This is a genomic window from Hydrogenophaga sp. UC242_50, assembly GCF_042697355.1.
Taxonomy (GTDB): domain Bacteria; phylum Pseudomonadota; class Gammaproteobacteria; order Burkholderiales; family Burkholderiaceae_C; genus Hydrogenophaga.
Genome location: NZ_CP170553.1, coordinates 1,676,723 through 1,699,457, shown reverse-complemented (window position 1 = coordinate 1,699,457; position 22,735 = coordinate 1,676,723). Strand labels below are relative to the sequence as shown.

The window sequence follows — 22,735 nt, the reverse complement described above, 5'->3', positions numbered from 1 at the left end:
CATGCTGCAACGCAGCAGTTTCGCCGCGCTTCGCGGTCTACACTCAAACGCATGACGACGTCCCGCAAAGCCTCCCAACGACCGGCCCCGCAGAAGTCGCGCCGTCCCCGCATCGCCCTGGCCCTGGCCGGTGGCGGGCCGCTCGGGGCGATCTACGAAATCGGCGCGCTGTGCGCGCTGGACGACACCCTGCCGGGCCTGGACCTCAACGACTGCGAGCACTACGTCGGCGTGTCCGCCGGCGGGTTCATCGCCGCCGGCCTGGCCAACGGCATCCGCCCGCGCCAGCTGTGCGAGGCCTTCATCGAAGACCGGCCGGGGGACGACAACTTCGACCCGTCCTGGTTGCTCAAGCCCGCCTGGGGCGAGTTCGGTGACCGGCTGCAGCGCCTGCCGCGCCTGATCGGCAGTGCCTTGTGGGCCTGGGGCGTGCACCGCAAGCCCTTCACCCACGCGCTCGAACGCGTGGGCGCGGCGCTGCCCACCGGTGTGCTCGACAACGAGGGCATCCACCAGCAGATTCAGCGCCTGTTCAGCCAGCCGGGGCGCAGCAACGACTTCCGCGAGCTGCGCGCGCGCGCCTGACCCTGGTTGCGCACGCAGCTCGACACCGGCGACGCCGCGCCCTTCGGCCGCCCGGGCTGGGACCACGTGCCGATCTCGCGCGCCATCCAGGCCAGCGCGGCCCTGCCCGGTCTGTTCCCGCCGGTGGAGATCGGCGGCCAGCACTACGTGGACGGCGCGCTCAAGAAAACGCTGCACGCCACCGTGGCGCTGGACGAAGGCACCGACCTGCTGCTGTGCCTGAACCCGCTGGTGCCCTTCCACACCAACCCCAGCCTGCACGACGGCCGGCGCATTCCCTCGCTGGTCGAGGGCGGCCTGCCCGCGGTGATGAGCCAGACCTTCCGCTCGATGATCCATTCGCGGCTGGCGCTGGGCCTCAAGCACTACGAGCGCGCCTACCCCGGCACCGACATCGTGCTGATCGAACCCGACCAGCGCGACGCCACGCTGTTCTTCGCCAACACCTTCAGCTACCGCCAGCGCCGCGAGATCGCGGAGCACGCCTACCAGCAGACCCGCCGCATGCTGCTGGACCGGCAGGCCGAGCTGGGGCCGCAGCTGGCGCGCCATGGTGTCACGCTGGACCTGGCCGCGCTGCGCGACCCGCAGCGGCGCCTGCTGGGTGCCGCGCGCACCCCACCGGCACGCACCACCCTGGCCGCGCGGCTGCACGCCACGCTGGATGACCTGCAGCGGCACCTCGAAGGTCCCGCCGCGCCCGCCCACAGCCGCTGAAAGCGCCGCGCCATCGCCAAGAAAGCCCCGCGACGCACCGCCGAGCGCATCCTGGAGGTGACGCTGGAGCTGTTCAACCGCTTCGGCGAACCCAACGTCTCCACCACCCTGATCTCGGCCGAGCTCGGCATCAGCCCGGGCAACCTGTATTACCACTACCCGGCCAAGGACGAGCTGATCAACTCGCTGTTCGAGCGCTACGAGCGCTCGCTCGGTGAACTGCTCAGCGCCAGCGAAGGCGTGCGCAACGTGGAGGACGCCTGGTTCTTCCTGCACTCGCTGTTCGAAATCATCTGGGAGTACCGCTTTCTCTACCGCGACCTCAACGACCTGCTCTCGAAGAACCGCCTGCTGGAAACCCGTTTCCAGACCGTGCTGAAAAACAAGTCGCGCGCGATCCGCCACCTGCTCGACGGCATGAGCCGCCACGGCGCGGTGAGCATCGACGCGCGCGAGAGCGAACCCACCGCCACCAGCATGGTGGTGGTGCTCACCTACTGGCTGAGCTTCGAGTACGTGCGCGACCCGCGCAACGCCCTGGAGCCCGACAACGCGCAGCAGGCCCTGCTGCGCGGCGCACACCACGTGCTCAACCTGCTGGCGCCCTACCTGGAAGCCACGCAGCGGCAACACCTCATGACGCTCACCGGCGCCTACGGTCCCCAGTCCTGAACACCTCCCGGGAGAATCCACCATGGCCGATTGGAAACCCTTTCCCTCCGCAGGCCACACCCCATTGGACGCCGACCGCCTCAAGGCGCTCTGGAGCCGGCTGCATCGCGGCGATGCCGAACCCTGGCCCGAGGAGTCGGCCGTGGTGCAGGCCTGGGTGCTGTTCCACAACGGCGAGTTCCAGCGCGCGGCCGAGGCCGGCCTGGCCTTGGGCGACGCGGGCATGAACGTGGCCAACAAGGCCACCTGCATCTACGCCAACTACCTGGAGGCGCGCGAGCAGGTCCGCCAGGACCTGCTGCTCGAGGCCGCGGCCCGGGCCGAAGCCCTGCAACGCCGGCAGGCCGACCACACCGGGGCCTGGTACTGGCAGGCCTACGCGCTGGGGCGCTACAGCCAGGGCATCAGCGTGGCCAAGGCACTCACGCAGGGCCTGGGCGTGCGCATCCGCCACGCGCTGGAGACGACGATCTCGCGCTGCCCGCACCACGCCGATGCCCACCTCACCCTGGCCGCGTTCCACGCCGAGGTGATCGACAAGGTGGGCAGCATGGTCGGCGGCATGACCTACGGCGCCAACAAGGCGACCGGCCTGTCGCTGTACCAGAAGGCGATGGCGCTCAACCCGGACTCGGTCGTGACGCTGACCGAGTACGCCAACGGCCTGGTCATGCTGGAAGGCATCGACGCGCTGCCCGAGGCGAACCGGCTGCTCGACCGCGCGGCGTCGATCGAGCCGCAGGACGCGATGGAGCGCCTGTACGTCGCGTCGGCGCGGGTGGCGCTGGACAGCTGATCAGCCGGCCGACAGGCCGTCGACCACCTGGAACAGGGCCTGCCGCGCCTGCGACACGATCTGCGCCTTCCACTCGTCGGTGTCCACGTAGAACGCGGCCAGCGTGCGCGCCTTGATCGCGGCGCGCAATTCGGCCGGTGCCTCCGGATGGAGGTGCTGCCAGTGGTCACCGCGCAGCGCGTCGATCACCTCGGTCACGGGCACCGTGCCGTACTCCATGGCGATGCCGGTGTACTCGGCCTGCGGGCACTCTTCGTACGCCGCGCACCACATCAGGCCGGTGAGCAGGGCCGAGGTGGACGAGCCGTCGTAGATCGAGGTCACGGGAGTCTTGCCATCACCGCCCCACCAGGCCCGCGCGCGCTGGAGCGCGGCCGCATCGTCGGCGCAGGCGAAGATGCGCTCGCCCAGGCCCGTGGGTCCCAGGCCGGTGTGCAGGTCGATCCATCCGAGGCGCCGGGCCTGGCGGCCGTGCCGGCGAAGCACCGCGCGCAGCGTCTGGTTGCTCCAGGTCGCGGCGGTGCCGCCAAAGAACAAGCCGTCGGCGAACGCGTGCTGGCCCTGCGTCACCGCTGCCTGGAAACGCGGGAGGCCGTGCTCGGCGATCCAGGCCTGGATCGCGGCCTCGTTCTGCGCCGTCGGCGGCCACTGCGCGGGCAGCAGCAAGCCGTGCAACTCGGCGTAGGCCGGGTTCTGCGGCAGCGCCTTGCTGAAGTCCTGGAAGTTGCGGTTGAGGTCCACGTTCTCGTTCGTCACGCGGCGCACCCACGAGAAGCCGTGCGGGTTGAGCGCGTGGATGTAGAGCACGGCCACACCGGCCGAGCGCGCGTGTTCGCGCCAGTCGGCGTCGTGCGTGGCGAACACCTGCACGCCCGAGCCGCAGTAACCCTCGACCCCATGGCAGGCGCTGCTCACGATCAGCAGGCGCTCTGCATCGGGCGAGCCGTCGAGCGCCACGTCCATCGCGAGCGTCTCACCGTCGCGGCCCGGCAGCGGGTGGTTGTGGCTGGTGATCGCCATGCCGGCGGCCGCCGCGCCTTCGAGGAAGCGCACCCGGGCGCGGGCGTAGGAAGAGGAAAAGGCGTCCTGGGGCGAGATCAAGCGGCACCTCCGGTGCGTGCCTGGCCCAGCCACTTTTCGGCCAGTCGCACCCAGAAGGTCGCCCCCAGCGGGATCAGGTCGTCGTTGAAGTCGTAGCTCGGGTTGTGCAGCATGCAGGGGCCGCCGCCATGACCCATCTCGCGGTGCGCGCCGTCGCCGTTGGCGATGAAGGCGTAGCAGCCCGGCTTTTCCTGCAGCATGTAGGCGAAATCTTCCGCGCCCATGGTGGGCTCCTGCTCCAGCACGTGGTCCGCACCGACGATCTCGGCCATCACCTCGCGCGCGAACGCGGTCTCGGCCGGGTGGTTGATGGTGGGCGGGTAGTTGCGGTGGAACTTGAACTCCACCGTGGCGCCGAAGGCCGCGCAGGTGTGCTCGGCGATCTCCTGCATGCGGCGCTCGATCAGGTCGAGCACCTCGTAGGTGAAGGTGCGCACGGTGCCCTGGATCTCGCAGCTGTCGGGCACCACGTTGGTGGCCTCGCCGGTGTGGATCATGGTGACCGAGATCACGCCGGCGTCCACCGGCTTCTTGTTGCGCGTGATGATGGTCTGGAAGGCCTGCACCATCTGGCAGGCCACGGGCACCGGGTCGATGCCGTTGTGCGGCAGCGCGGCGTGCGAGCCCTTGCCGCGGATGACGATGTGGAACTCGTTGCTCGACGCCATCACCGGGCCGGCGCTCGCGGCGAAGGTGCCCACGGGCAGGCCAGGCCAGTTGTGCATGCCGAACACGGCCTCGACCGGGAACTGCTCGAACAGCCCGTCCTTGATCATCTCGCGCGCGCCGCCGCCGCCCTCTTCGGCCGGCTGGAAGATCAGGTAGACCGTGCCGTCGAAGTTGCGGTGTTTCGCGAAATGCTGCGCCGCGGCCAGCAGCATGGCGACGTGGCCGTCGTGGCCGCAGGCGTGCATCTTGCCGGCGTGCTGGCTGGCGTGCGCGAAGGTGTTGTGCTCCTGCATGGGCAGGGCGTCCATGTCGGCGCGCAGGCCGATGGCGCGCCCGCTTTGGCCGCCGTCGCGGCCGTGCACGATGCCCACCACGCCGGTGGTGCCCAGGCCCCGGTGCACCGGAATGCCCCAGTCGGTGAGTTTCTGCGCCACCACGTCGGCGGTGCGCACTTCCTGGAAACAGAGCTCGGGGTGGGCGTGGATGTCGCGTCGCACAGCGGCGATGCTGGCCGCCTGGGTCAGGATGGAGTCAATCAGCTTCATGGGGAACCCTCTCGATACCCCTCGGGGCACCTGTTCAAAGGGGCCATGGTACCCAAGGCAGGGGACCACGATGGCCCCCGGGGCGACAACCGAGTGCGTTCAGGGGGATCCACTGGCGGGCTCAGCGCCGGATGCGGCCGTCTTCGGTGAGCAGGGTCATCTCGACGAAGCGCGAGCCGGTGTGCTTGTTGGGCCCGAAATCCACCGGAAAACCACCCAGATCGAGGTTGCGCAAGCCCTGGACGGCGTGGATGAAGCCCTCGCGCGTGAGGTTGCGCCCGGCGCGCTGCGCGGCTTCGCTGAACACCTTGGCCGCGACGTAGCCCTCCATGCTGGAATGGTTGGGCACCAGGCCCGGCCGGGCCTTGACCGCGGCGAGGTACTCGCTGGCAATGGGCGTGACCGGCGTGTAGGGAAAGGGCATGACCTGGCTGACCAGCACGCCCTTGGCCATCGCGCCGAGTTCATCGAGCAGGGCCTGCGTGCCGACCACGGAGACGTTGTAGAAGTTGCCGGTGTAGCCCCGGCCGCGCGCCAGGCGGACGAAGACCGCACAGGCCTTGTAGACACCGATCTGCACGATGGCCTCGGGCCGATGGGCCAGGATCTCGTCGACCGCTTTCACCACGTCCACCGAATGGCGTTCGACGGTGCCCAGCGCCACGGGCGACAGGTTCTGCGCCTGGAGCGCGCGCGCCACGCCCTCCAGACCAGCTTGGCCATAGGCATCGTTCTGATGGAACACGGCGATCTTCTTGATGCCGGTGCCGGTGATCTGGCGCACGATGGCCGCAGTCTCGTCCTGGTAAGAGGCGCGCACATGAATGGCATAGCGGTTGAAGGGCACGCGCAAGGCTTCGGCCCCGCTGGCGGGCGCGAAGAACGGCAGCTTCGCTTCGGTTGCCAGGGGCAGGGCCGCCGCGCTGGTGAGCGTGCCGATGTAGCCGAACAGCGCGAACACGCCTTCGCTCAGGAATTGCCGGGTGTTGGCCGCGCAGCGATCGGGATCGTCGCCATCGTCCAGGCGCCGCAACTCGATGCGCCGGCCCTGCACGCCGCCCTTCTGGTTCAGGGCCTCGAAAAACAGCTGCGCGCCCAGGTAGAACTGCAGGCCCAATTGTTCGGACGCCCCGCTGAACGGGGCCGACTGCCCCAGCACGATGCGGGTGTCGCTGATGCCCACCGACTGCGCCCGGGCGGCGAACGCCACCCCGCCCAGGGTGGGCCAGAGGGCCAGGCGGCCCGCGTGTCCAAGCATGTCTCTGCGTCGCATGATCCGTTCCCCCAACCGCGTGAATGTGTTCCGCAGCGTAGGCCAAATCCCCGGCGAAAGTAAGGCTTTCGGCCTGCATTTCGTCGCCGATGAACGGGGGCCGCGTGAGCGAGTGCACGCAAGTGCGACCGGCAAGGACATGGGGGCGCGAATATCATGAACGGCTGCCACACCATCGCCCCATGACACCCCTCACGACCACCCCGGAACCGCAACAGGTGCGCGGCGCCTGCCCGCACGACTGCCCCGACACCTGCGCCCTGGTCACCACGGTGGAGAACGGCGTGGCCCTGCGCGTGCAGGGCAACCCGGCGCACCGCCACACCGACGGCGCCCTGTGCACCAAGGTCTCGCGCTACGCCGAGCGCAGCTACCACCCCGAGCGCCTGCTCACCCCGCTCAGGCGCAGCGGCCCCAAGGGCAGCGGCCGCTTCGAGCCGGTGGGCTGGGACGAAGCGCTCGACGACATCGCGCAACGCCTGCAGGCCATCGCCGCGCGCGACCCGCAGGCCATCCTGCCCTACAGCTACGCCGGCACCATGGGCCTGGTGCAGGGCGAGGCCATGGCCGGGCGCTTCTTCCACCGCCTGGGCGCGTCCCTGCTCGACCGCACGATCTGCGCCTCGGCGGGCGGCGAAGGCCTGGTGCAGACGCTGGGCGGCAAGGTCGGCATGAAGGTCGAGCACTTCGCGCGCTCCAAGCTGATCCTGATCTGGGGCAGCAACTCGATCGGCAGCAACCTGCACTTCTGGCGGCTGGCGCAACAGGCCAAGCGCGAGGGCGCGCGCCTGGTCTGCATCGACCCGCGCCGCACCGAAACGGCCGACAAGTGCCACGAACACATCGCCCTGCGCCCCGGCACCGACGCCGCGCTGGCGCTGGCGCTGATGCACCAGCTCATCACCCACGGCTGGCTGGACCACGGCTACATCGAACGCCACACCCTGGGCTGGGAAGGCCTGCGCGAACGCGCCCTGCAATGGCCGCCCGAGCGCGCCGCCGAGGTCTGCGGCGTGCCGGTGCAGCAGATCGTGGACCTGGCGCGCGCCTACGGCACCACGAAACCGGCGGCGATCCGCCTCAACTACGGCATGCAGCGCGTGCGCGGCGGCGGCAACGCGGTGCGCGCCATCGCCTGCCTGCCCGCCCTGGTGGGCGCCTGGCGCGACCCGGCCGGCGGCCTGCTGCTCTCGGCCTCGGGCCACTTCCCCGTGCAGCGCGCGGCCTTGCAGCGGCCCGAGCTGCTGGCCGGGCGCGCGGCGCGCACGATCAACATGAGCACCATCGGCGACGACCTGCTGCGCCAGACCTCGCCCGGCTTCGGCCCGAAGGTCGAGGCCGTGATCGTCTACAACAGCAACCCGGTGGCGGTGGCGCCGGAGTCCGGCAAGGTGGTGCAGGGCTTCGAGCGCGAAGACCTGTTCACCGTGGTGCTGGAGCATTTCCAGACCGACACCGCCGACCTCGCCGACTACATCCTGCCGGCCACCACGCAGCTGGAGCACTGGGACATCCACACCAGCTACGGCCATACCGACGTGCTGCTCAACCGGCCCGCCATCGCCCCGGTCGGCCAGGCCCGCACCAACACCGACATCTTTCGCGCGCTGGCCGCGCGCCTGGGCTTCGACGAACCGTGTTTCGCCGACGACGACCTCACGCTGTGCCGCACCGCCTTCGGCGACGCGGTGGACTTCCAGCAGCTGCTGGACCAGGGCTTTGCCACGCTGAACCTGCCCGAGGCCCCGTTTGCCGATGGGCAATTCCCCACCGCCTCGGGCCGCTGCGAGTTCCACAGCGCGCGGCTGGCGGCCAAGGGCGAGGATGGCCTGCCCGACCACCTGCCCAACTTCGAGGCCTTCGGCAGCTCGACCCAGTTCCCGCTCGCCATGATCTCGCCGCCCGCGCGCAACTTCCTCAACTCCAGCTTCGTCAACGTGACCAGCCTGCGCGACATCGAGGGTGAGCCTCTGCTGGAAATCCACGCCGACGACGCCGCCGCGCGCGGCATCGCCAGCGGCCAGATGGTGCGCGTGTTCAACCAGCGCGGCGAATACCGCTGCAAGGCCAGCGTGTCCAAGCGGGCCCGTCCCGGCGTGGTCAACGGCCTGGGCATCTGGTGGCGCAAGCTCGGGCCCTTCGGCACCAACGTCAACGAGGTCACGAGCCAGCGCCTCACCGACATGGGCGGCGGCCCGGTGTTCTACGACTGCCTGGTCGAAGTGGCGACCCTGCCCGAGGGCGCCTGATGCGGCGCGGCCTGGCGCTCATGGCCCTCGCCCTGCTGGGCGCAGGCTGCGCCAGCACCACCGGCGTGGGCTATTACTGGCAGTCGGTCACCGGCCACCTGCGGCTGATGCAGGCCGCGCGCCCGGTGGACGACTGGCTGGCCGACGCCCAGGCGCCGGAGCGCCTCAAGGAACGGTTGGCGCTGGCCCGGCGCATCCGCGCCTTCGCCGTCACCGAGCTCGCCCTGCCCGACAACGCCAGCTACCACCGCTACGCCGACCTGCAGCGCCGCGCCGCGGTCTACAACGTGGTCGCCGCGCCCGCGCTCTCGCTCACGCTGCAGACCTGGTGTTTCCCGGTCGCCGGCTGCGTGGGCTACCGGGGCTACTTCGACGAGGCCGACGCGCGCGCCTTCGCCCGCACCCTGCCCGCCGACCTGGAGGTCGTGGTCTACCCCGTGCCCGCCTACTCCACCCTGGGCTGGATGAACTGGGCCGGCGGCGACCCCTTGCTCAACACCTTCATCGGCTACCCGGAAGGCGAGCTGGCCCGCATCGTCTTCCACGAACTCGCGCACCAGGTGGCCTATGCCCGGGGCGACACCGAGTTCAACGAGGCTTTCGCCACCAGCGTGGAGCGGCTGGGCGGTGCACGCTGGCTCACGACCCAGGCGAGCGAGCAGGCGCGCGCCGACTACGCGGTGTTCGACCAGCGCCGGCGCGCCTTCCGCTCGCTCACCTTCTCCGTGCGCCAGCAATTGCAGGACATCTACCGGGACACCACGATCGACGACGCCGAGAAGGCGCGGCGCAAGGCCACCGCCATGACCGGCTTCCACCGCAGCTACCAGGACCTCAAGCGCGGCTGGGGCGGCTTCGCCGGCTACGACCCCTTCGTGGCCCAGGCCAACAACGCGAGCTTCGCGGCCCAGGCGGCCTACGACGGCCTGGTCCCGGCCTTCGAGGCCTTGTTCGAGCGCGAAGGGCGGGACTTCGCGCGGTTCTATGATGCGGTTCGCACCCTGGCCGCGCTGCCCAAGGAAGAACGGCAAGCGCAGTTGCGCCGCCTGGCACCTGCCGGCGCGCCCCAGGTGGCCCGCCACCCCTGACCCCGGCAACCACACCACCCACACACGAGGCAAGCCATGGCAGACATCCACATCGAACGCGAACACGCCCTGGGCCTGCCCGCCGCGCGCAAGCTGGCCTGGCGCTGGGCCGAACAGGCCGAGAACGAGTTCGACATGAGCTGCACTTACGAAGAAGGCGATGGCTGCGACGAAGTGCAGTTCACGCGCTCGGGCGTCAGCGGCACGCTCAAGGTGTCGGGCGAACGTTTCGAACTCGACGCCCGCCTGGGCTTTCTGCTCGGTGCGTTCAAGGACCGCATCGAAAGCGAGATCGTGAAGAACCTCGACACGCTGCTGGCGGCCAGGAAGCCGGCCGCCAAGGCGGCGGCCAAAAGAAGAAAGCCGGCTGAGCCGGCTTGACTTCTTCCAGAGCACCCGCGGAACCGGCTTTGCCGGGCCGCCAGGTGCGCCCCCCTGCAAGGGGGGTGACGCCGAAGGCGGCGCGGGGGGTCAGCTCAATTCTTCGATGAGGTCGACGTACTGCTGCATCGCGTCCTCGCTGCCCGTGCCCTTGAGGCCGTTCCAGGCGTCCCACTTGGCGCGGCCCACCATGTCGCCGAAACCGGGCTTCTTCTCGGCGTTGTCGCCGGTGGTGGCCTGCTTGTACAGCGCGTAGATCTTGAGCAGCGTGGCGTTGTCGGGGCGCTCGCTCAGGTTCTTGGAATTCGCCACCGCGGCGTCGAAACGGGACTTGAGATCGGCCATGAATGCTCCTGGTTTGAAATGAAACGCCCGGCGCGGGTCGGCCGGGCTTAGGGCTGTCCCGCTATCTTACGGTTTGGTCTGTCTGCACAATAGAGCCACAACCCCAAGACCCGCGGCACCGGCCTTTCAGCGGCCTGGTTCACGCACCCGAGGAGCATCCATGGTTCAACGCGTCGCCGCCCGGCCCGGCCCTTCCGCAGCGCGCCCACCCGCCACCGCCAAATCCCCGGTGGCCCTCGTGCGGGGCGCGAGCGCCTCGGTCCAGCAGGCGCTGGCGAGCACCCTGGGCATGGAAGGCGAGCGCATGAGCAAGGTGGACACCGCCTGGCTGCGCATGGACTCGCCGTCGAACCTGATGATGATCGTGGGCGTCTGGATCCTGCGCCCCGGCCTCACGCCGGACGCCTTGAAGGAACGCGTGCGCGAACGCCTGCTGCCCTACCCGCGCTTCGTGCAGATCGCGCGCGAGGACGCCGCCGGCGCGCACTGGTCCAAGGACCCGGATTTCCAGATCGATCGGCACATCGTCACGCACAAGCTCAAACGCCGGCCCGGCCAGACCGAGCAGGACGCGCTGCAGGACCGCGTGGGCGACCTCGCCATGCAGGCGCTGGACCCCGAGCACCCGCTCTGGCGCTTCGAACTGATCGAGCGCTACGACGGTGGTTCGGCCCTGATCGCGCGCATCCACCACTGCATCGCCGACGGCATCGCGCTCATCAGCGTGATGATGAGCCTGGTCGATGGCGGCGGCGCGCCCCCCGAGCGCCAGCGCCGCAAGCCCCCGAAGATCGGCCTGGACGGCGCCGAGGACTGGCTGGCCGACACGCTGATCCGGCCCTTTGGCGACATCACGGCCAAGGCATTGGAAGCCGCTGGCGGTGGCGCGGCGAAATCGCTCTCCATGCTTGCCGCTCCGCAGCAGAGCCTGAGCGACACGCTGGGCCAGGCGGTGGACCTCGCGCGCATGGGCGGCCAGCTCGCCAGCGACCTGGCCTCGCTGGCGCTGATGCCCGACGACTCGCCGACCCGGCTCAAGGGCCAGCCCGGCCGCACCAAGCGCGTGGCCTGGTGCGAGCCCATCCCGCTGGACGAGGTCAAGGCCATCGGCAAGGCCATGAACTGCTCGGTCAACGACGTGCTGCTGGGCTGCGTGGCCGGCGCCATCGGCGCCTACCTGCGCGGTCTGGGCGACGACACCGGTGGCAAGGAAATCCGAGCCATGGTGCCGATCAACCTGCGCCCGATGGAAGACGCCTGGAAACTGGGCAACCGCTTCGGCCTCGTGCCCCTGGTGCTGCCCATCGGCCTGGACAACCCGATCGAACGCGTGTTCGCGGTGCGCGCGCGCATGAACAACCTCAAGGGCAGCCTGCAGCCGCTGCTGACCTTCGGCCTGCTCTCGGTGGCGGGGCTGCTGATCAAGCCGGCGCAGGACGCCATGCTCAGCCTGTTCGGCCGCAAGACCACGGCGGTGATGACCAACGTGCCGGGGCCAGCAGCCAAGCTCAAGGTGTGCGGCGCCACGCTGGAGCAGACCATGTTCTGGGTGCCGCAGACCGGCACCGTGGGCCTGGGCGTGTCGATCCTGAGCTATGGCGGTGGCGTGCAGTTCGGCGTGATCGCCGACACCCAGCTGTGCCCGGACCCGCAGCAGATCATCGACCGCTTCGAGCCGGAGTTCGCCCGGCTGCTGACACTGACGCTGATGCTGCCCTGGGGCGAGGCCAAGGGCTAGTTCAGACCAAGGCCAGGCGTCGGTCGGCGATTTCCAGCAGGCCGTCGAAGATCAGGCTTTCCACCAGCTCCACCTCGGTGGACATGCTGGGCGCCATCTTCCAGCCCGCGCCCCCGGTCATGATGCAGACCGGCTGCTCGCCGCAATGGCGCCGCAGGTTCTCCACCATGCGCTGCACCGCACCGGCGATGGCGAAGGTGCCGCCGCTGGTGAGCGCGTCGCTGGTGTTGGTGGGAAAGTCGCAGACCTCGCCGGTGGGCACGTGCAGACCCGCCGTGCCCGACTCCAGCGCGCGCAGCATGATGCCGTGGCCGGGCAGAATGATGCCGCCCAGGAAGCGCCCCTCGATGTCGATGGCCTCGACCGTGACGGCCGTGCCCACCATCACCACCACGCAGGGCTTCGCAGGGCCCCGGGCGAGCAGCCGCTGGCGCGCACCGATCATGCGCACCCAACGGTCCGACCCCAGCCGGGCCGGGTGGTCGTAGCCGTTGACCAACCCCGCTTCGGCGCTGCTGGACACGACCCAGTGCGGCGTCACGTCCCACAGCTCGAGCTGCTCGCCGACCCGCCGCTTGACCGCGTCGCCAGCGACCACACAACCCAGCACCCATTGCGGGGCGGGCAGGTGGCGCCAGTCGCCGTCTTCCAGGGTTTCGATGTTTTCCAGAAACTGCGCACCGCTGGCCAACAGCGTGGCCCCCACGCGTGGCGCGTCGTAAAGGGCCCACTTGAGGCGGGTGTTCCCTACGTCCAGGGCCAGAAAGTCATGCGCGGATTATGACCAAGCCACCGTGCCCGGATTGCCGCAGTGCAGCATGGGGCGCGGTGGGCGGGTTCAGATCAGTCCGATCCAGCAGGCGCGCTGCACGGCGGCCAGCTTGTTGTCGGTCTGCAACTTGGACATCGCGTTGGCGAGGTGGTAATTCACCGTGCGCTCGGAGCAGTCCATGCGCAACGCGGTCTCGCGCGCGGTCAGACCTTCGAAGGCCAGGTTGAGGCTTTCGAGTTCGCGCGGGCTCAGGCCCACGCGCTGCTCGGCGATGGTGCGTCGCAACATGGGCCACACGTTGAAGGCCGACCAAGCCAGCACCGCCGCCTCGGAGCGGTCGGCAAAGGCCCGTGGGCTGAACATGAAACACTCGAAGGCACGGCCCGCCGGCAGGCTGAAGGCCACGCGCACCAGTGTCTGGTAGCCGTGCGCCAGCCACAGGCGGCGCCAACGGCTCGACTGTTCGAACGAGGATTTGGAAATGTCCTGCCAGGCCACCAGCGGCGCATCGCTGTCGCGCCAGCCCGCGCCGAAGTCCCGGCTTTCGGCCAAGGCCTCCGCGGCCCCCACCAGCCGGGGGGGATGCACCGCCAGCACCTCGCGCTGATCCCGCCCACCCAGGGGGTTCGGACCAAGAACCAGCACGGCGTCCACCCCTTGATCGCGCAGCGCGCACACCCAGTCGGCCAGAATACCGTCCAGCCCGACACTGTCAAAGTTGACAGGCAGGGTCATGGTTGATAACACCCTGTTGCATACACAATGCCTGATGAATCAGGATGGGAGTCACGCGCCACAGGTGTTTGGCGATCGAAGGAGTGCATATTGTCTTTTGACCGGTTGTGGATGCTCAGCGCCAAAGCCCGCATGTGGCGGTGGGTGCTGGACGAGGTTGTCCACGCGCCTGTGGAGCCTATTTTGCACCCATCGCGGTACCGGCTGCTGTGGATCGGGGCATTCACGTTCGTCGGCCACCTGGTCATCTATGGCATTTGGGGCCATCTGGTGCCCCAGCCCTATGAAAATGTGTGGGCCCGCCTGGTGATGGCCTTCCTGGCACTCATTTATGTGTTGCCCCGGATTTCGCGCGACCCGTCGTCCACGGAAAGTGGGCGCCTCTTCAGCCTGGCCACCTGGATCCAGCTGCCCTGGTTCTTCACCTGGATGTACTGGATGAACGGAGGCAATGCCGCCTGGCTGGGCAGCGTCGCCGCCATGATCCTCATTTATTACCACGCGACCGACTGGCGCCTGGCGACGCTCGGCCTGATCACCGGCGGCATCGCGGGCTGGGCCACGGCGGAGTTCTATGGCGGCAGCACCCGCCCGTTCGAGGAGCCGCTGGCGAACGTGGTGGTGATCACCTTCTCCTGGCTCATGGGCCTGATGCTGGGTTTCTCCAGCGCCAACCTGCGCCGCGCCCGCCTGCTCAACACGCTGAGCACCATGGGCGTGATGGCGCACGAGCTGCGCACGCCGCTGGCGCACGGTGAACCTCATGGGCGACGTGCTGCGCAACCTGGTGCAACACGACATCCCGGACCCCAAACGCAAGAAGCTGGAGGAACTGGCCACGCGGCTGCAGAACCTGGTGCGCAGCATGAACCGCCAGATCGACACCCAGATTTCCAACGCGCAGCTCATGCGCCTGCCGCGCGAGCAGTCCCTGATCATGGCGGCCGAGCTGGTGCAGGAGGTGGTGAACCAGTACCCCTACCGCTCCTCGCGGGAGCGCGACTGCGTTCAGGTGCACATCCAGAGCGACTTCTGCTTTTCGGCTTCCCGCCCGCTGTTCGCCCAGGTGCTCACCAACCTGATCAAGAACGCGCTGCACGCACTGGCCGCGGCCAGCACGGCACCCAGCCCGGGCGACCTGCGGGTGGACGTGGGCCTGCACCACGGCAAGGGCCGCATCGCCGTGTCGGACGACGGCATCGGCATCACGCACGAGCAGCAGCAGCGCATTTTCGAGCCCTTCTTCTCGACCCAGAGCGGGGCCGGCAACGGCCTGGGCCTGACCTTCTGCAAGAACGTGGTCGAGGCCGCCCATGGCCGCCTCAGCGTGCACTCCCAACCTGGGCTGGGCGCGGTCTTCATGATCGACCTCCCCCTCAACACATCTGCGGCCCAGACCTTGGCCGTCTCAGGCTGACCACGATGGCACTGACGATCTCACTCTTTCACCGCCCTGGCAGCGTCCTCTTCCTGGATGACGACACCGACTACCTGGAAATGCTGGGCATGGTCATCCCCTCGCACTGGCAGGTCGAGCTCTATTCACGCCCCTCGGGCTTCGCCGCCCGCATGCAGAACGAGCCCGCGCGCTGGGAGGCCGACGCTATGGCTCAGCTGCAGATGATCGAGCGCTGGCGGCAGGGTCAGCCGCTGCTGCCGCAGGTGTTGCGGTACTGGGCCGTGAGCGCCTCGCGCTACGAGCTGGCCCAGATCTGCGTGGTGGACTACGCCATGCCCGGCACCGACGGCCTGCGGGTGCTCAACACCCTGCTCGACTGGCCGGGCTCGCGCGTGCTGCTGACGGGCCAGGCGGACGAGCAGATCGCCATCCAGGCCTTCAACAACGGCCTGATCGACCAGTTCGTGCCCAAACAGACCACGGACATCACGCGCCACCTGCTCGGTGTGCTGCGCAAGCTGTCCCAGACGCCACACCCCCGGCTCAACACGCTGTGGCGTGCCGCCCTGCGGCCGGCGCAGCAGTCCATGCTGCAGATCCCGTCGGTGGCGCAGGCGCTGCGCGCGTACACCGAGCAGCACTGGGTGGAGTACGTGGTGCTCGGCGAGCCCTTCGGCCTGGTCGGCCTGGACTCCATGGGCAACTGCCACTGGCTGCAGCTCGAACCCACGGCTAGCCTGCCCGATCTGGCCGAGCTCGCGGGCTCGGCCGGGCTGGGCTTCGATGCCGTGCGCGCCGTGCAGGCCGGGCAACGGCTGGCTGCCGTGGAACTGCACCAGCAAATGGGCCTGCGGGGCCCGGTGCGGACCGCGCAGGCCTTCCCGGTCGGGGACGACGGCGTGCTCTCCGGCGCCCTGTTCAGCCTGGACCGCGCCGACCTGCCCCAGCCCATCTATGCCTACCGGCACTTTCTGGAAGCCCAGGGCGGGCGCGAGGTTCACGACACTTAGGGCCTGTCAACCCTATGCCGCCAGGGCCTCCTCCTGGGCGCCGGCCTGCACGCGGGCGCGCCGGGCACAAGGCCAATCCCAGGGTTTGACGATCGGCGCGATCTCGCGCGCCACCGCCTCCAGGTGATCGAGTTCGGCCTCGGTCAGCGCCGCGTTGAGCGTGAGTCGCACCAGGGCGCGCTTGCTGCTGGTGGCCGGGGCGCAGAAGATGGCGCCGAACACGCCGCGCTTTTCCAGCTCGTCGCGCAGGCGCATGGTGTCCGGCTCGGTGCCGGCTTCCAGCGAAATGATCTGCTCGGTGCCCTGGTGGATCCAGTAACCCAGGCCGCCCAGGGTGTCGCGCACCCGGCGGGTGATGGCCTTGAGGCGGGCCCGCTCGTCGTCGGCCTTCTGCAGCACCTCGACCGTGGCCCGCAGGCCGGCGATCTCATGGGGCAGCAGGCAGGAGCTGAAGATGTTGGGGAAGCTTGAGCTCAGGATGTAGTAGCGCATGCTGGCCGGTGCGGTGAAGAAGCCGGCGCGCCCCGCGACCGACTTGGCCAGGCTGGCGGAAATGAAGTGCACCCGGTCCGTCAGACCGAGTTCGGCGCACAGGCCCGCGCCGCCCGGGCCGTGCGTGCCCAGGGAATGCGACTCGTCGACCAGGATCATGCTGCCGTGCTTTTCCACCACCTCGATCATGGCTTCCAGCGGGCACACGGAACCGGTGGTGCTGTAGACCGAGTCCACCACCACCACGCCCGGGCCGTTCTTGGCGATGATCTTGTCCAGGTGGGCGGCGTCGTTGTGGCGGAAGGCAAAAGCCGGCGCGCGCGCGGCATGGGCCCCTTCCCACAGGGACGCGTGCGCCTGGGTGTCCAGGTACACCGGGGTGTTGGCGTCGGCGATGGACTGCAGCAGGCCGACGTTGGCCGAGTAGCCGGACTGGCAGACGAAGGCGTCTTCCTTGCCGACCCAGCCCGCCAGGGCCATTTCGAGCGCGCGCGTGGGGTGCTGCTGGAGGAGGAACACACCCGACTGCACCACGAACTCGCTGGACTTGGTGATGGCCTCGACCTGGGCCGCGACGATGCTCGGGTGGCCCGTCACGCTCAGGTAGTCGTTGCCGTCCAGGCGCACCGCATTGGGGCCGGGCGAAGAACCGTGCAGCACGAACTTGCCGCCCCAGTTGCCTTCCCAGCGGGGTTTGAAATCACGTTCCATCCGCTGAACCAGGGTGGCGGCCAGCGGTGGGTTCTTGTAAACGGCGTCTTGAGCGCGTTCCAGCGTTTCCATGGGATTCCCCTTAGCGGATAGAAAACCCCATTAAAAAAAGAAATCCGTGAAAAATCACACGACCCCTGTCAGGTTTGACAGGGGTTATGAGGCTTTCTTCTCAAGTTTCGGCTCGTTCTGCCGACAGGCGGTTACGCGGCGTAACAACCCTTGAACGGCTGGCTCAGTTCTGGCGCCAGGGCAATTCGCGGAACCGCCACCCCCCTTTGCGCCCCCGGTGGGCGTCGGCATCGGGGTCGCCTTCGAAGCCTTCGAGGATGTTGTAGGCCTCCAGCCCGAGCTCGGTGGCCCGCTTGGCGGCGGCAATGGAGCGCACGCCGCTGCGGCACAGCAGCACCAGCTTCTTGCCGCCGGCCGCTTCCCGCACCTGCTGATCGAAGGTCGGGTTCAGCGCCATGCCGGGCCACTGTTTCCAGGCGACGGGCACCGCGCCCGGCACAAAGCCCACCCACTCCCGCTCCGCGTCGGTGCGCACGTCCACCATCACCGCCTCGCCGCTCTGGACCCAGCGCCAGGCCAGTTCGGGCGATACGTCACCGGCGTAGGTGCCCTGGTGGGTGCCCGAGGGCGGCAGGGGCTGCATCTGCAGCGCGCCGTCGGCGTCGTGGCGCAGGCCGGACGTGAGGTTGGCCGGCACGGCCTCGTCGATGCGCCGGGGGCGCGGCAGGTTCAGCGAGTTCATCAGGGCCACGAACTCGGCCTCGGTCTTGCCCGCCACCCGCGTGTTGGTGGTTTTCTCGCGGCCGATGCTGGAACACGAACGGCCCTGGTAGTCGTGGCCGGGCCAGACGATGGTGTCGTCCGGCAGCGCGAACAGCACCTGGGTCAGGCTGCGGTACAGGGCCTCGGCACTGCCCGACTGGAAATCGGTGCGGCCGCACCCATTGATCAGCAGGGTGTCGCCGGTGAACACGTGGTTGCGCCAGAGAAAGCTCATGCTGCCGGCGGTGTGGCCCGGGGTGTGCAGGGCCTTGAGCACCTCCCCACCGAACTTCAGGGTGTCGCCATCCTGGAGCTGCACGCCCGCGGTGCCGATGCCACACCCCAGGGGCGCGGCGGTCTTGGCGCCAGCCAGCTCGGCCAGCCGGCCCGCGCTGGTGATGTGGTCGGCGTGGGCGTGGGTTTCCACCGTCCAGACCAGTTTGAGGCCGTATTCCCGCAGGGTCGCGAGATCGCGCTCGATCTGCTCGTCCACCGGATCGATGAGCAGCGCGTCGCGGCTGAGTTGGTCGAACAGCACGTAGGTGTAGGTGCTGGAGGCGGGGTCGAACAGCTGGATCGGTTTCATCTGAAAGCACAAGTGGAACTCGGGGGCCGACCATCATGCCCGAGGCTGGGCGTTATGGATTTTCAACAGGGCGTGAAGATATTTTCACGCCCATTTTTGGTGCTGGAACAGCCAAAAACAAGGGCTTGCAGCCACGTGCTATTCACTGGTCGGTGAAAACCCTGCGCTCCGCCGTGGCACCTTGGGCGCATCATCGGCGCCTCATCAACCCGACTGGAGACAACAGATGACTGACAAGAAGACCGTCACTTCGCGCCGAGGCATGCTCAAAGGCGCCGCCGTCGCGGCCGGCGCCATGTCCGTGCCCATGATTGCCACCGCGCAGACCACCACGCTGCGCTTCCAGAGCACCTGGCCGGCCAAGGACATCTTCCACGAGTACGCAGGTGATTTCGCGAAGAAGGTCAATGACATGGCCGGCGGTCGTCTGAAGATCGAGGTGTTGCCAGCGGGCTCGGTGGTACCGGCCTTCCAGTTGCTGGACGCGGTGGCCAAGGGCACGCTGGACGGCGGCCACGGCGTGGTCGCCTACTGGTACGGCAAGAACTCCGCCCTGGCCCTGTGGGGCTCCGGCCCGGGCTACGGCATGGACGCCAACATGGTGCTCGCCTGGCACAAGTACGGCGGCGGCAAGGCGCTGATGGAAGAGATCTACAAGAGCCTGAACCTCGACGTGGTCTCCTACCTGTACGGCCCCATGCCTTGCCAGCCATTGGGCTGGTTCAAGAAGCCGGTGTCCAAGGTCACGGACATGAAGGGCCTGAAGTTCCGCACCGTGGGCCTGGCGGTGGACGTGTTCACCGACATGGGCACCGCCGTCAACCCGCTGCCCGGCGGCGAGATCGTGCCGGCGCTGGACCGCGGCCTGATCGACGCGGCCGAATTCAACAACGCCTCCAGCGACCGCGTGCTGGGCTTCCCCGACGTTGCGCAAGAACTGCATGCTGCAGAGCTTCCACCAGTCCGGCGAGCAGTTCGAGATCCTGTTCAACAAGACCAAGCTCAACGCCCTGCCTGCCGAACTCAAGTCCATCATCGAGTACGCGTCGGAAGCCTCCAGCGCCGACATGAGCTGGAAGGCCATCGACCGCAACTCGCAGGACTATGAAGCGCTGAAGAAGGGTGGCGTGAAGTTCTACAAGACGCCCGATCCGATCCTGCGCGCGCAGCTGGCTTCGTGGGACAAGACCATTGCCAAGAAGGCGGCCGAGAACCCCTTGTTCAAGAAGGTGCTCGACTCGCAGAAGGCCTTCGCGCAGCGCGCCGGCCAATGGCAGAACGACTACACGGTCGACTTCAAGATGGCCTTCAACCACTACTTCGCCAAGAAGAGCTGATCCCGGCACAGGGGAACGAGGGGCATGGCGCCGGCGCGATGCCCCTCTTTTTTTGCCCGTTTCACCGCGCCGGCTGAGGAATCACGATGCAATCCATCTTGTGGACCATCGATCGGCTGTCCACGCTGATCGGCAAGGTCTTTGCCTGGTGCGCCCTCCTGCTGACGCTGCTGATCAGCTGGGAGGTGTTTTCGCGCTATGTGCTGAACGAACCCCACGCCTGGGTGCTCGACGCCCAGATCATGTTGTACGGCACCATGTTCATGACGGCCGGCGCCTACACCCTGTCCAAGAACGGGCACGTCCGGGGGGACGTGCTCTATGGTTTCTTTCAGCCGCGAACCCAGGCCACCGTGGACCTGGTGCTCTACATCGTGTTCTTCCTGCCCGGCATCGTCGCGCTGACCTGGGCCGGCTGGATCTACGCCGGCGAATCGCTCGCGATCCGCGAACAGACCTTCTCGGCCGACCCCCTGCCGCTGTACCCCTTCAAGTATGTGATTCCGCTGGCGGGCATCACGCTGCTGCTGCAGGGCCTGGTGGAGATCGTGCGCTGCGTCCAATGCATCCAGACCGGCGCCTGGCCGGCGCGTGAAGACGACGTGCAGGAAGTTGACGTCGAAAAACTCAAGGAAATGGTCAACGTGAAAGACGAAGACATCGCCGCACTCGACGCCGTGGTCGTCGCCCAGGAGAAAAAACAATGAAGTTGCGCAAGGAACTCTGGTTCGGCCTCAGCTTCATGGCCCTCATCGTGGTCCTGGCGGCCGTGGTGCTGCTGCGCGCCGAAACCATCACCCAGGGTCACCTGGGCCTGCTGATGCTCTCGCTGGTGGTCGTGGCGATCATGCTGGGCTTTCCCACCGCGTTCACGCTCATGGGCATGGGCATGCTGTTCACCTGGCTGGCCTACGACAGGGACGTCACGCACACGCTGGACCTGATGGTGCAATCGGCCTACAAGACCATCGCCAACGATGTGCTCATCGCCATCCCGCTGTTCGTCTTCATGGGCTACCTCGTGGAGCGCGCGAACCTGATCGAGTCGCTCTTCAAGAGCATGCACCTGGCCATGGCCCGGCTGCCCGGCGCGCTGGCAGTGCGCACGCTGGTGACCTGCACCATCTTCGCCACGGCCACCGGCATCGTCGGCGCGGTGGTGACGCTGATGGGCCTGCTGGCCTTGCCGGCCATGCTGCGCGCCGGCTACAGCGTGCCGCTGGCGGCTGGCGCCATCACGGCGGGGGGCTGCCTGGGCATCCTGATCCCGCCTTCGGTGCTGCTGATCGTCTACGGTGCCACGGCCGGCGTGTCTGTGGTCCAGTTGTACGCTGGCGCGTTTTTCCCCGGGCTGATGCTGGCTTCCCTGTACATCGTGTACGTGATCATCGTGGCCAAGCTCAAGCCGCAATGGGCACCGCCGCTGAGCGCCGAAGAGCGCCAGGTCCACCTGCCCACGTTGACCCAGCGCCTGACCACCGACCCGACCGCCCACGCGGTGCTGGGCTTGCTCAAGGGCCGGCGCAATGCCGATGTGCCCCTGTCGCACCTGCTCAAGCAGATCGGCATGGCCGCGCTGCCCGCGCTGATCTTCGCTGCGGTGATGATCCCGAGCTACCAGGCGGTTACCACGGTGAGAGCCGAGGCGGTGTACGAGATCGAGGAAATCGGCGCCAGCCGCTCCAGCGCCTCCGAAGGCGGTGGCCTGGCCGAGCCCCCGGCCGAAGGGGGCCTGGCCGAACCGCCATCCGAATCGGGCGGCCTGGCCGAACCTCCGGCGGACCCCGATGTGCCCGAGTCCGCTGGCGCCCTGCAACCCCCTCCCGGTGCCGACGCCGCCGCGGCCGAACCCGCCGCTGCGGCGCAAGCAGCGGTCGAAGGGGTCGAGGTGGACGAAGAAATCGCCACGACCCAGCCCGCCCCCACCTGGTGGTGGGTGGTGTTTGCGGTCATGGGCGCGCTCGTCACCCTGTTCTACCTGTTCCTCAGCTTCGCCCGGCTTGAAATCTTCAAGATGCTGCTGGCCTCGTTCTTCCCGCTGGTGCTGCTGATCCTGAGCGTGCTGGGTTCGATCGTGCTGGGCCTGGCGACGCCGACGGAGGCGGCGGCCATGGGGGCGCTGGGCGGCATGCTGCTGGCAGCCGCCTACCGGCGGCTCAACATGGCCGTGCTCAAGGAATCGGTCTACCTGACCGCCAAGACCTCGGCCATGGTGTGCTGGCTGTTCGTGGGCTCGGCGATCTTCTCCGCGGCGTTCGCGCTGTTGGGCGGGCAGGCGCTGGTGGAGCAGTGGGTGCTCAGCATGGAACTCACCAAGATCGAGTTCCTGGTGATGACCCAGATCATCATCTTCCTGCTGGGCTGGCCGCTGGAATGGACCGAGATCATCGTGATCTTCATGCCGATCTTCATTCCCCTGCTGGCCCATTTCGACGTGGACCCGCTGTTCTTCGGCCTGCTGGTGGCGCTGAACCTGCAGACCGCCTTCCTCAGCCCGCCGGTGCGATGGCCGCCTTCTACCTGAAGGGCGTGGCCCCGCCGCACGTCACGCTGAACCAGATCTTCCTGGGCATGCTGCCGTTCATGGGCATCCAGATCCTGGCGATCGTGCTGCTGTACATGTTCCCCGGCATCGGCCTGTGGCTGCCGCAGCTGCTCTACAAGTGATCTGACGGGTTCGATCCACCCTAGGGGGCGCTTCGGCGCCCCTTCTTTTTGGGGGAAACGGGTTATATTACGTTTACGTAAACGTCAATTGAC

Annotated in this window: 19 protein-coding genes and 4 pseudogenes; 12 read left to right on the top strand and 11 right to left on the bottom strand. The window is 68.2% G+C overall.

What is annotated here, in order from left to right; all coding sequences use genetic code 11:
- The first annotated feature begins 51 nt into the window (after positions 1-51).
- The 3 genes and pseudogenes from ACFJGX_RS08710 to ACFJGX_RS08700 all read left to right on the top strand — a co-directional run bounded on the left by ACFJGX_RS08710 (position 52) and on the right by ACFJGX_RS08700 (position 2,770).
- Positions 52-1,302: pseudogene (locus ACFJGX_RS08710) on the top strand (patatin-like phospholipase family protein).
- Positions 1,303-1,314: 12 nt separating this feature from the next.
- Positions 1,315-1,974, top strand: a complete 660-nt coding sequence (locus tag ACFJGX_RS08705) for a TetR/AcrR family transcriptional regulator (protein ID WP_291111097.1) — start codon at positions 1,315-1,317, stop codon at positions 1,972-1,974.
- Between the two features lie 22 nt (positions 1,975-1,996).
- Entirely contained in the window at positions 1,997-2,770 is a 774-nt protein-coding gene (locus ACFJGX_RS08700) for a hypothetical protein (protein ID WP_382321940.1), read from the top strand.
- Here the strand turns inward: ACFJGX_RS08700 and ACFJGX_RS08695 are convergent, their stop codons facing one another.
- The 3 genes from ACFJGX_RS08695 to ACFJGX_RS08685 all read right to left on the bottom strand — a co-directional run bounded on the left by ACFJGX_RS08695 (position 2,771) and on the right by ACFJGX_RS08685 (position 6,358).
- Complete coding sequence (locus tag ACFJGX_RS08695; protein WP_382321942.1) at positions 2,771-3,871, bottom strand: M14 family metallopeptidase; 1,101 nt, start codon at positions 3,869-3,871, stop codon at positions 2,771-2,773. It lies immediately after the preceding gene.
- A complete protein-coding gene (locus tag ACFJGX_RS08690; RefSeq protein ID WP_382321943.1) occupies positions 3,868-5,085 on the bottom strand; it encodes a M20 aminoacylase family protein in 1,218 nt (405 codons plus the stop codon). Before ACFJGX_RS08690 ends, ACFJGX_RS08695 begins: the two co-directional genes overlap by 4 nt.
- Positions 5,086-5,206: 121 nt before the next feature.
- Positions 5,207-6,358 (bottom strand): ABC transporter substrate-binding protein, encoded by a 1,152-nt coding sequence (locus ACFJGX_RS08685; RefSeq protein WP_382328212.1) that lies wholly within the window; start codon positions 6,356-6,358, stop codon positions 5,207-5,209.
- Between the two features lie 182 nt (positions 6,359-6,540).
- Here ACFJGX_RS08685 and ACFJGX_RS08680 point away from each other — a divergent pair, with 182 nt between their 5' ends.
- The 3 genes from ACFJGX_RS08680 to ACFJGX_RS08670 are packed head-to-tail and all read left to right on the top strand — an operon-like array spanning position 6,541 to position 10,076.
- On the top strand, positions 6,541-8,607 hold the full coding sequence (locus tag ACFJGX_RS08680) for a molybdopterin-dependent oxidoreductase (protein ID WP_382321944.1): 2,067 nt from the start codon (positions 6,541-6,543) through the stop codon (positions 8,605-8,607).
- Positions 8,607-9,695 carry an aminopeptidase gene (locus tag ACFJGX_RS08675; protein WP_382321945.1) on the top strand — a complete coding sequence of 363 codons (1,089 nt, stop codon included), beginning with the start codon at positions 8,607-8,609 and terminating at the stop codon, positions 9,693-9,695. Before ACFJGX_RS08680 ends, ACFJGX_RS08675 begins: the two co-directional genes overlap by 1 nt.
- A gap of 36 nt (positions 9,696-9,731) precedes the next feature.
- The gene (locus tag ACFJGX_RS08670) at positions 9,732-10,076 is read left to right on the top strand and encodes a polyhydroxyalkanoic acid system family protein (RefSeq protein ID WP_382321946.1); all 345 of its coding nucleotides are present in this window, start codon (positions 9,732-9,734) and stop codon (positions 10,074-10,076) included.
- Between the two features lie 90 nt (positions 10,077-10,166).
- Here ACFJGX_RS08670 and ACFJGX_RS08665 read toward each other — a convergent pair whose 3' ends face one another.
- Entirely contained in the window at positions 10,167-10,421 is a 255-nt protein-coding gene (locus ACFJGX_RS08665) for an acyl-CoA-binding protein (RefSeq protein ID WP_382154125.1), read from the bottom strand.
- A 304-nt stretch (positions 10,422-10,725) separates the two neighbouring features.
- On the opposite strand from ACFJGX_RS08665, the gene ACFJGX_RS08660 reads away from it, so the two are divergent.
- Positions 10,726-12,159 carry a wax ester/triacylglycerol synthase family O-acyltransferase gene (locus ACFJGX_RS08660; RefSeq protein ID WP_382325735.1) on the top strand — a complete coding sequence of 478 codons (1,434 nt, stop codon included), beginning with the start codon at positions 10,726-10,728 and terminating at the stop codon, positions 12,157-12,159.
- Between the two features lies 1 nt (position 12,160).
- Here ACFJGX_RS08660 and ACFJGX_RS08655 read toward each other — a convergent pair whose 3' ends face one another.
- The 4 genes from ACFJGX_RS08655 to ACFJGX_RS08640 form a co-directional block, all read right to left on the bottom strand.
- Positions 12,161-12,922, bottom strand: coding sequence for a type III pantothenate kinase (locus tag ACFJGX_RS08655; protein ID WP_382328645.1), 762 nt, complete (start codon positions 12,920-12,922; stop codon positions 12,161-12,163).
- Between the two features lie 75 nt (positions 12,923-12,997).
- Positions 12,998-13,666 carry a helix-turn-helix transcriptional regulator gene (locus ACFJGX_RS08650; protein WP_291111076.1) on the bottom strand — a complete coding sequence of 223 codons (669 nt, stop codon included), beginning with the start codon at positions 13,664-13,666 and terminating at the stop codon, positions 12,998-13,000.
- A gap of 329 nt (positions 13,667-13,995) precedes the next feature.
- On the bottom strand, positions 13,996-14,148 hold the full coding sequence (locus ACFJGX_RS08645) for a hypothetical protein (RefSeq protein ID WP_382328210.1): 153 nt from the start codon (positions 14,146-14,148) through the stop codon (positions 13,996-13,998).
- Between the two features lie 90 nt (positions 14,149-14,238).
- Entirely contained in the window at positions 14,239-14,406 is a 168-nt protein-coding gene (locus ACFJGX_RS08640; RefSeq protein ID WP_382321949.1) for a hypothetical protein, read from the bottom strand.
- Positions 14,407-14,429: 23 nt separating this feature from the next.
- Here ACFJGX_RS08640 and ACFJGX_RS08635 point away from each other — a divergent pair, with 23 nt between their 5' ends.
- Together ACFJGX_RS08635 and ACFJGX_RS08630 are read left to right on the top strand one after the other, a co-directional pair.
- Positions 14,430-15,083, top strand: a complete 654-nt coding sequence (locus ACFJGX_RS08635) for a sensor histidine kinase (RefSeq protein ID WP_382325737.1) — start codon at positions 14,430-14,432, stop codon at positions 15,081-15,083.
- A 5-nt stretch (positions 15,084-15,088) separates the two neighbouring features.
- Positions 15,089-16,075, top strand: coding sequence for a response regulator (locus ACFJGX_RS08630; RefSeq protein ID WP_291111072.1), 987 nt, complete (start codon positions 15,089-15,091; stop codon positions 16,073-16,075).
- A 12-nt stretch (positions 16,076-16,087) separates the two neighbouring features.
- Here ACFJGX_RS08630 and cqsA read toward each other — a convergent pair whose 3' ends face one another.
- From cqsA to ACFJGX_RS08615, 3 genes and pseudogenes are all read right to left on the bottom strand, one after another.
- Positions 16,088-17,350, bottom strand: a complete 1,263-nt coding sequence (gene cqsA, locus ACFJGX_RS08625; protein WP_382328208.1) for an alpha-hydroxyketone-type quorum-sensing autoinducer synthase — start codon at positions 17,348-17,350, stop codon at positions 16,088-16,090.
- 163 nt (positions 17,351-17,513) lie between these two features.
- Positions 17,514-17,933, bottom strand: coding sequence for a rhodanese-like domain-containing protein (locus ACFJGX_RS08620; protein WP_382325739.1), 420 nt, complete (start codon positions 17,931-17,933; stop codon positions 17,514-17,516).
- 24 nt (positions 17,934-17,957) lie between these two features.
- Positions 17,958-18,638 (bottom strand): annotated as a pseudogene (locus ACFJGX_RS08615) (MBL fold metallo-hydrolase); the annotation flags it as partial.
- Positions 18,639-18,864: 226 nt separating this feature from the next.
- Between ACFJGX_RS08615 and ACFJGX_RS08610 the strand changes: the two are divergent.
- The 3 genes and pseudogenes from ACFJGX_RS08610 (at position 18,865) to ACFJGX_RS08600 (ending at position 22,642) form a co-directional block, all read left to right on the top strand.
- Positions 18,865-19,975 (top strand): annotated as a pseudogene (locus ACFJGX_RS08610) (TRAP transporter substrate-binding protein).
- 86 nt (positions 19,976-20,061) lie between these two features.
- Positions 20,062-20,682 (top strand): TRAP transporter small permease subunit, encoded by a 621-nt coding sequence (locus tag ACFJGX_RS08605; protein ID WP_382321951.1) that lies wholly within the window; start codon positions 20,062-20,064, stop codon positions 20,680-20,682.
- Positions 20,679-22,642 (top strand): annotated as a pseudogene (locus ACFJGX_RS08600) (TRAP transporter large permease subunit). Before ACFJGX_RS08605 ends, ACFJGX_RS08600 begins: the two are co-directional and overlap by 4 nt.
- Positions 22,643-22,735: the final 93 nt, after the last annotated feature.